This window comes from Streptomyces sp. NPDC047028 (assembly GCF_040644095.1).
Lineage (GTDB): Bacteria > Actinomycetota > Actinomycetes > Streptomycetales > Streptomycetaceae > Streptomyces.
Map to the genome: position 1 here is coordinate 1 of NZ_JBEYVS010000101.1, position 5,373 is coordinate 5,373.

The following is a 5,373-nucleotide window of genomic DNA, read 5'->3' on the forward strand; positions in this document are numbered from 1 at the left end:
GTCGAACTGCAGGAACGGCACGAACTCGGCCCAGGCGTTCTCCCACAACCGGACGATCGCCGGATACTTGCCGCCCCATTCCTCGCAGAACTCCACGGCGTCCACACGCCATGCTCGGCATCGCACGCCTGCACAACCTAGCCCTCGCCGGGCAGGCGAGGGCGGACAGGGACCGACTATGCCCGCATCGACCCGGTGATCTTTACGGGACAGCCTTTAGGCGAGGGTGATGCTGATGGCGATCTGTTGGCCGACGTCCTGCTGGGCGGCCCTCAGCGGATGCGACCGGGTCAGCGACAGTCATTTCGGTGCCACGACCTCGGCGCCGGGCTTCAGGCGCAGGTCGGGTGGGCACGAGGGGTTGGACAGCCGGCCCTGGGCGATTCGGTTGACCGCCTCTATGGCGTTCCTGGTGAACACCACCTCGTTGGGCGGGCAGCCCAGATTAGCGGCCACCGGTTGCGCGGGCTTGCTCATAGTCTTGTGTGGCGGCAACGGCAGTTGGGGTGCGCCGCGGCGTTGTGGCAACTGTAGAAGGTTCGCTCGGCATCCAGGACACAGTGTGGCTTGTGGGTGGTGGCGGCCGAGTCCAGGTAGACCAGGCGCCGCCCTTGGAGCAGTGGGCGGAAGAGGATGGGAAGGTCGGCGCGGACGCTCTGGCCGGGCCGTGCGGGGGAGCAGGCCGTGGTTGTGGTCATGCTCGGCCCCGGGGGTGCGTGCAGGTTCGGGTGGCGATCATCTGCCGGGCCGGGCCGTCCTCGCGGAGGAGGTCGCAGCAGTGCAGCAGGTCGAAGCCGTCGGGCAAGAGTTCGGCTGGTTGGCCCGGTCGTAGGCACCACCTAGGGTGGCCGTGGGCGGGGTAACCGTCGATCAGGGCTGGTGCCTCCCAAGCCAAGAGTCCGCCTTCGGTGACCCAGTGGCAGGCGCGGTGGAACACTGTGGGGTCCCAGAAGTACCTGCAGAAAACGATCGCATAGGCCGCGCTGTCAGGTTTCCAGCGGGTGAGATCGGCGTGAACCAGGGTGAGGCGGTGTGCTGTCTGGCGCCGGACGGCTGCGGTTTCCAACAGGGCCAAGGCGGTGTCCGAGATGTCGACGACCGTGACATGGCGTCCGTTCTCGGCTAGTGCCAGGGCGGTCCCTGAGGGGCCGCCCGCCAATTCCAGCACTGGGCCTGCAGGGGGAGTGAGCCGGAGCATCTCATCAAGCATCCCGGCAGGTGCTGTCAGAGAGGAATGTGCCGCCGCTGATTGCCGGTAACGGTCGTTCCAGCGGGCCCGGTCCGGGTTGGCGGCCAGATCAGGATGGGAGATTATGGGGGTCATGGCCGCATCCCCACCCATTCGGTGCCGTCCGGGGAGTACTCCTTTTTCCAGATCGGCACTTCCTGCTTGAGTAATTCGATGCAGGTTCGGGCCGCGGTGAAGGCTTCGCCCCGGTGTGGTGCAGAGGCGGCGATGACGACGGCCGCATCGCCCACTTGTAGGGTGCCTGTCCGGTGGGCAACCGCGACACGAACCCCGTCCGCTGCCTGCTCGCAACGGTCGATGATCGAGTTGAGGGCACGGCGGACCATGGAGGCATACGCCTCGTAGTGCAACTGGGTTACTCCGTGCCCGTCATGATGGTTACGCACGGCGCCGATGAAGACCACCATGCCGCCTTGTCCTGGCCCGGACACCGCGTCGATCAACGGGTCGACGCGCAGTGGCTCATCCGTCAGTCGGCAGTAGTGCCCGGATCCGCCGGCGATCGGCGGGATCAGCGCCACCGTGTCGCCCCCATTCAAAACTTGCTTGTCGTCGGCGAACTCCTCGTTCACAGCGATTGCTACCCGGGAGTGCACGGGTGCAAAGCCGGGGTGACGCAGACAGATCTGTTCCACGAGGTCGGCGACGGTAGCGCCCGGCGTGAGAGTGAAGCACTCCTCGCGTGCCTGAATGAATTGCTCGCGCAAAATTCCGAAGTAGAGCACACGGACATCCACGACTACGCACCTTCTCCCGCTTTAGCGTTCATGCCCGTGCCGGCAGCGGGTGGGCGGTGCCAGTGCCCGGAGCGGCCTCCGTTCTTCTCCTCCAGCCGGATGCTGGTCACCTCCATGGCCCGGTCCACCGCCTTGCACATGTCGACGACCGTCAGCCCGGCCACCGCGACAGCGGTCAGCGCCTCCATCTCCACCCCGGTACGCCCCGAGGTCTTCGCCCGGGCAGTGATGAGCAGCCGGTCGAGCGGAGCCGGGACCAGTTCCACCGCCACCGCATCCAGGCCCAGTGTGTGGCATAGCGGGATCAGTTCCCCGGTGCGTTTGGCGGCCATGATGCCGGCCAACCGGGCGGCGGCCAGCACATCCCCCTTCGCTGCGGCCCCCCGTGTGATCAGGTCCAAGGTGGCCGGGGCCATGACCACCGCGGCCGAGGCGGTGGCCTCGCGCGTCGTGATGTCCTTCCCTGAGACGTCGACCATGCGCGCCGCACCACGGTCATCCAGATGGGTCAGAGCTGACAGGGTGGTGTTTCCGCTCATGCTGGACACTCCCTCAAGCCCTTGAAGGCAGTATCAATTGCCGCGGCGAGGTTGAAGTCAAGCGTGGTGAGGCCGTGCAATTTACGGGTCCACAACACCACGTCCACCTGCCTCTTGTTCTCCACCCTCAGATTTGGGTGATGGTTGGCCGCCTCAGCGACCAGGGCGATTGCCTGGACAAAGTCCATCGCGGCCCCGAACGAGGCGCAGTGGAAGGACCGCTGCAGCCGGCCGTCCTGCAGCTCCCAGCCCGGCATCGCCCCCAAACGCCCGGTAGCTTGAGCAGCATCCAGGACGGCGAGTGTGCCTCGGCAGGCCTCGTGGTTCTCGGCACCGAGGACCTTGCAACCAATTGGCGTAATCTTTGGCATGGCGCTCTCCTTCTGATGGGTCCGAACGGGCGTAGTGGCTGAAATTTCAGCCGCCCCGAGTGTGCATTTCCAGATGCGGATCACGCTTCAAACTCTGCAGGGAGATAAAAGCGCCCCGATCGCGTTGCGCGAGCCGGCTCTCTGCGCCGCGGTCCGCACGCGTGCGCCACCGGCCGGTCACCAGATCGCGCAATTCCCCATCGGTCGCACCACTGCGCAACGGATCCCGCAGATTCAAGCCCGTCAGGGAATAGAGACAGGTCAGTAGCATCCCGTCCGCGGTCAGGCGGCTGCGGTTGCAGGTGTCGCAAAAGGGTTGGGTGGTCGAGGAGATCACGCCGAAAACAGTGCCATCGGGCAGGACATAGCGATCTGCTGGGGCCGTACTGTCGTCGTCGAGCGGCACGGGAGCCCGCCCGTAGCGATCCTGCAGGCGCTGCAGGATCTCTGCGCGGGTCACCACTTTCGACCGCGTCCATTCCGTGGCCCCGCCGACATCCATGTATTCGATGAACCTAACCTCGGCGGCCACGGTTCGGCCGAACTCGATCAGGTCAGCCAATTCGTCGTCGTTGACCCCCCTCATCACCACAGTGTCGATCTTGGTGCCGGTGAATCCCGCAGCTGGCACCGCTCGAATGCCCTCTAGCACGGCCGCATGGTTGGTACGGCGACTCAACGCGGTGAACCGGTCCGGACGCAGTGTGTCCAGGCTGACGGTCACCCTCATCAACCCAGCGGTCCTCAACGTCTCGGCATGCCGAGCCAGCAGTACCCCATTCGTGGTGATCGCCACATCCCGCAAACCCCGGTTCAACCTCCCGGCCAGATCGCGCACCAACTCGGGAAGGTCCGGGCGAATCAGCGGCTCCCCCCCGGTAAGGCGGACCTTGACCACACCAAGTGACATAAACACATCTACAAGACGGCCGATCTCACTCCGCGTCAGCAAATCACGCCGGGGTAGCCAGGTGTAATGCTCCTCCGGCATACAGTACTGGCAACGCAAATTACACTGGTCGATCACTGAAATCCGCAGATCTCGCAACGGGCGACCGAAAACGTCCCCAAGGGAAGGATTTTGCGCAGAGAAATTCATGTGCTCATCTCCTCCTCGGTAGCGAAGGTCAAGACATTCTCGGCGACAATCTTGTCCGCGGAAAATCTGTCCACGCATCGGGCATACGAGGATATCCAACCACCTGGGCAGGCTCCGGCCCTCCGGCCCTGACCCCCTAATGCCCAGTTGCTTGCACACGAACAGCAGTCGTCCGGAATGGTTCGCTTGGGGCTCGACGTGGAAGGAGTGGCTGGGATCCGAGTTAGATATGCCCATATGGGGTTCCCCGGGCTGGCGCTGAAATCGCAAATTGTGTCGGTAAAATCCACCGATCTCACTCCTGCCTTGAGCCTGGACCCACATCACGACAGTTCTTAAAATGCATCGACTGGGGACGAACTCTCATGAGTACCTACTACTCAGCTTGACTGTTTCGAGGGCGTTGGCCTCGATTCGTCAGTGGCTGCGACCGTTAGCCGATTGCCTCGGTATCTCACCATGAGTGCCGGAGAGCTTACGGAATGTAAACACGGGTCAGAGGTACCGTAAGACTAGTGGTGATCCGGCTTGGCGACTGATAGGTCATCAGCCGGTGGGCCACTCACCGGATCAAATCTGGATCACGGGATTGAAACAGCAGTATAAAATGACCTCAAATAAGGGGGGCGCGTAGTTCGTGGCCGGACGTCCGCGACGAACTGTCTTTGTCGTTCGAGGCGACTTGGAGCTGGGCGAGGATGTCGTTGACGTCGTTCTTTTTGCCACGTGAAGGCCGACCTTCGTCTGAATCAGTGCCCGGGCAAAAACATGCGACGAGGCGAAGGTCCGTGGGCGGTGCCATTCAGTTGGGGAGGGCGGGGATACGCTCGCCGAACTGTGCTTCCTTTGAGGCGGGATCTACGAGCAACTGCCCGGGTGGGGCGGGCGATGCGTGGTTCGAGCTGGCCAACGCGCTGTTGTGCACGTTGTCACACGGCCGAAGTGTTGGGCTGTCTGCGCGCATCCTTGGTGATGCGCCGCCCTGTGCCGCGGTGGATCTGCCGGCCTCAAGGAGGCCGGCGTTCCATGCGCGGCCGTGACTTCCCAGTAACGCCCGCAATGGCGCGTGGCTCGCCCTGGTCGGCACCGTTGACTGGAGAAGGCTCGCATACCTCCTGGCACCTCCGACCAGACCGCCCCCACCTGGCACCGATGGAACGGTGCCCACCGTGCCAGCTACGTCGCAACCAGCTTGGGCACCCGAATCCCCCCTGGCCGCGAGTAAATACAGACGCAGCGGCGATTTCGCAGTCGATAAGGTGCCAACTCCCGCCGCCATCACCGTGAACCGCCCCGGGTTCGTTAGAGATCTCAGTTGGTGGCTGTGAGCTGGGGTTTCGTGGTTGCTCGGTAGTAGTTGGCTTCGTATTCGACGGGC

At 63.8% G+C, this 5,373-nt stretch carries 7 protein-coding genes; all 7 read right to left on the reverse strand.

The annotated features are described in order from the left end of the window. Positions 1–300 precede the first annotated feature (300 nt). Genes ABZ854_RS36800 through moaA form a run of 7 tightly spaced genes read right to left on the reverse strand, consistent with a single transcriptional unit; the run spans position 301 to position 3,995 of the window. Positions 301–477 carry a hypothetical protein gene (locus ABZ854_RS36800; protein ID WP_361220300.1) on the reverse strand — a complete coding sequence of 59 codons (177 nt, stop codon included), beginning with the start codon at positions 475–477 and terminating at the stop codon, positions 301–303. Then, positions 474–698, reverse strand: coding sequence for an aminotransferase class V-fold PLP-dependent enzyme (locus ABZ854_RS36805; RefSeq protein ID WP_361220302.1), 225 nt, complete (start codon positions 696–698; stop codon positions 474–476). Before ABZ854_RS36805 ends, ABZ854_RS36800 begins: the two co-directional genes overlap by 4 nt. Further along, entirely contained in the window at positions 695–1,324 is a 630-nt protein-coding gene (locus ABZ854_RS36810; RefSeq protein WP_361220305.1) for a class I SAM-dependent methyltransferase, read from the reverse strand. Before ABZ854_RS36810 ends, ABZ854_RS36805 begins: the two co-directional genes overlap by 4 nt. Further along, on the reverse strand, positions 1,321–1,986 hold the full coding sequence (locus ABZ854_RS36815; protein ID WP_361220309.1) for a molybdenum cofactor biosynthesis protein MoaE: 666 nt from the start codon (positions 1,984–1,986) through the stop codon (positions 1,321–1,323). Before ABZ854_RS36815 ends, ABZ854_RS36810 begins: the two co-directional genes overlap by 4 nt. Positions 1,987–1,988: 2 nt before the next feature. Next, positions 1,989–2,525 carry a cyclic pyranopterin monophosphate synthase MoaC gene (gene moaC / locus ABZ854_RS36820; protein WP_361220313.1) on the reverse strand — a complete coding sequence of 179 codons (537 nt, stop codon included), beginning with the start codon at positions 2,523–2,525 and terminating at the stop codon, positions 1,989–1,991. Next, positions 2,522–2,896 carry a 4a-hydroxytetrahydrobiopterin dehydratase gene (locus ABZ854_RS36825; protein ID WP_361220316.1) on the reverse strand — a complete coding sequence of 125 codons (375 nt, stop codon included), beginning with the start codon at positions 2,894–2,896 and terminating at the stop codon, positions 2,522–2,524. The genes moaC and ABZ854_RS36825 overlap by 4 nt, the downstream gene beginning before the upstream one ends. A 46-nt stretch (positions 2,897–2,942) precedes the next feature. Continuing rightward, positions 2,943–3,995: a GTP 3',8-cyclase MoaA gene (moaA, locus tag ABZ854_RS36830; protein ID WP_361220320.1), complete on the reverse strand. Its 1,053-nt coding sequence runs from the start codon at positions 3,993–3,995 to the stop codon at positions 2,943–2,945. Between the last annotated feature and the right edge of the window lie 1,378 nt (positions 3,996–5,373).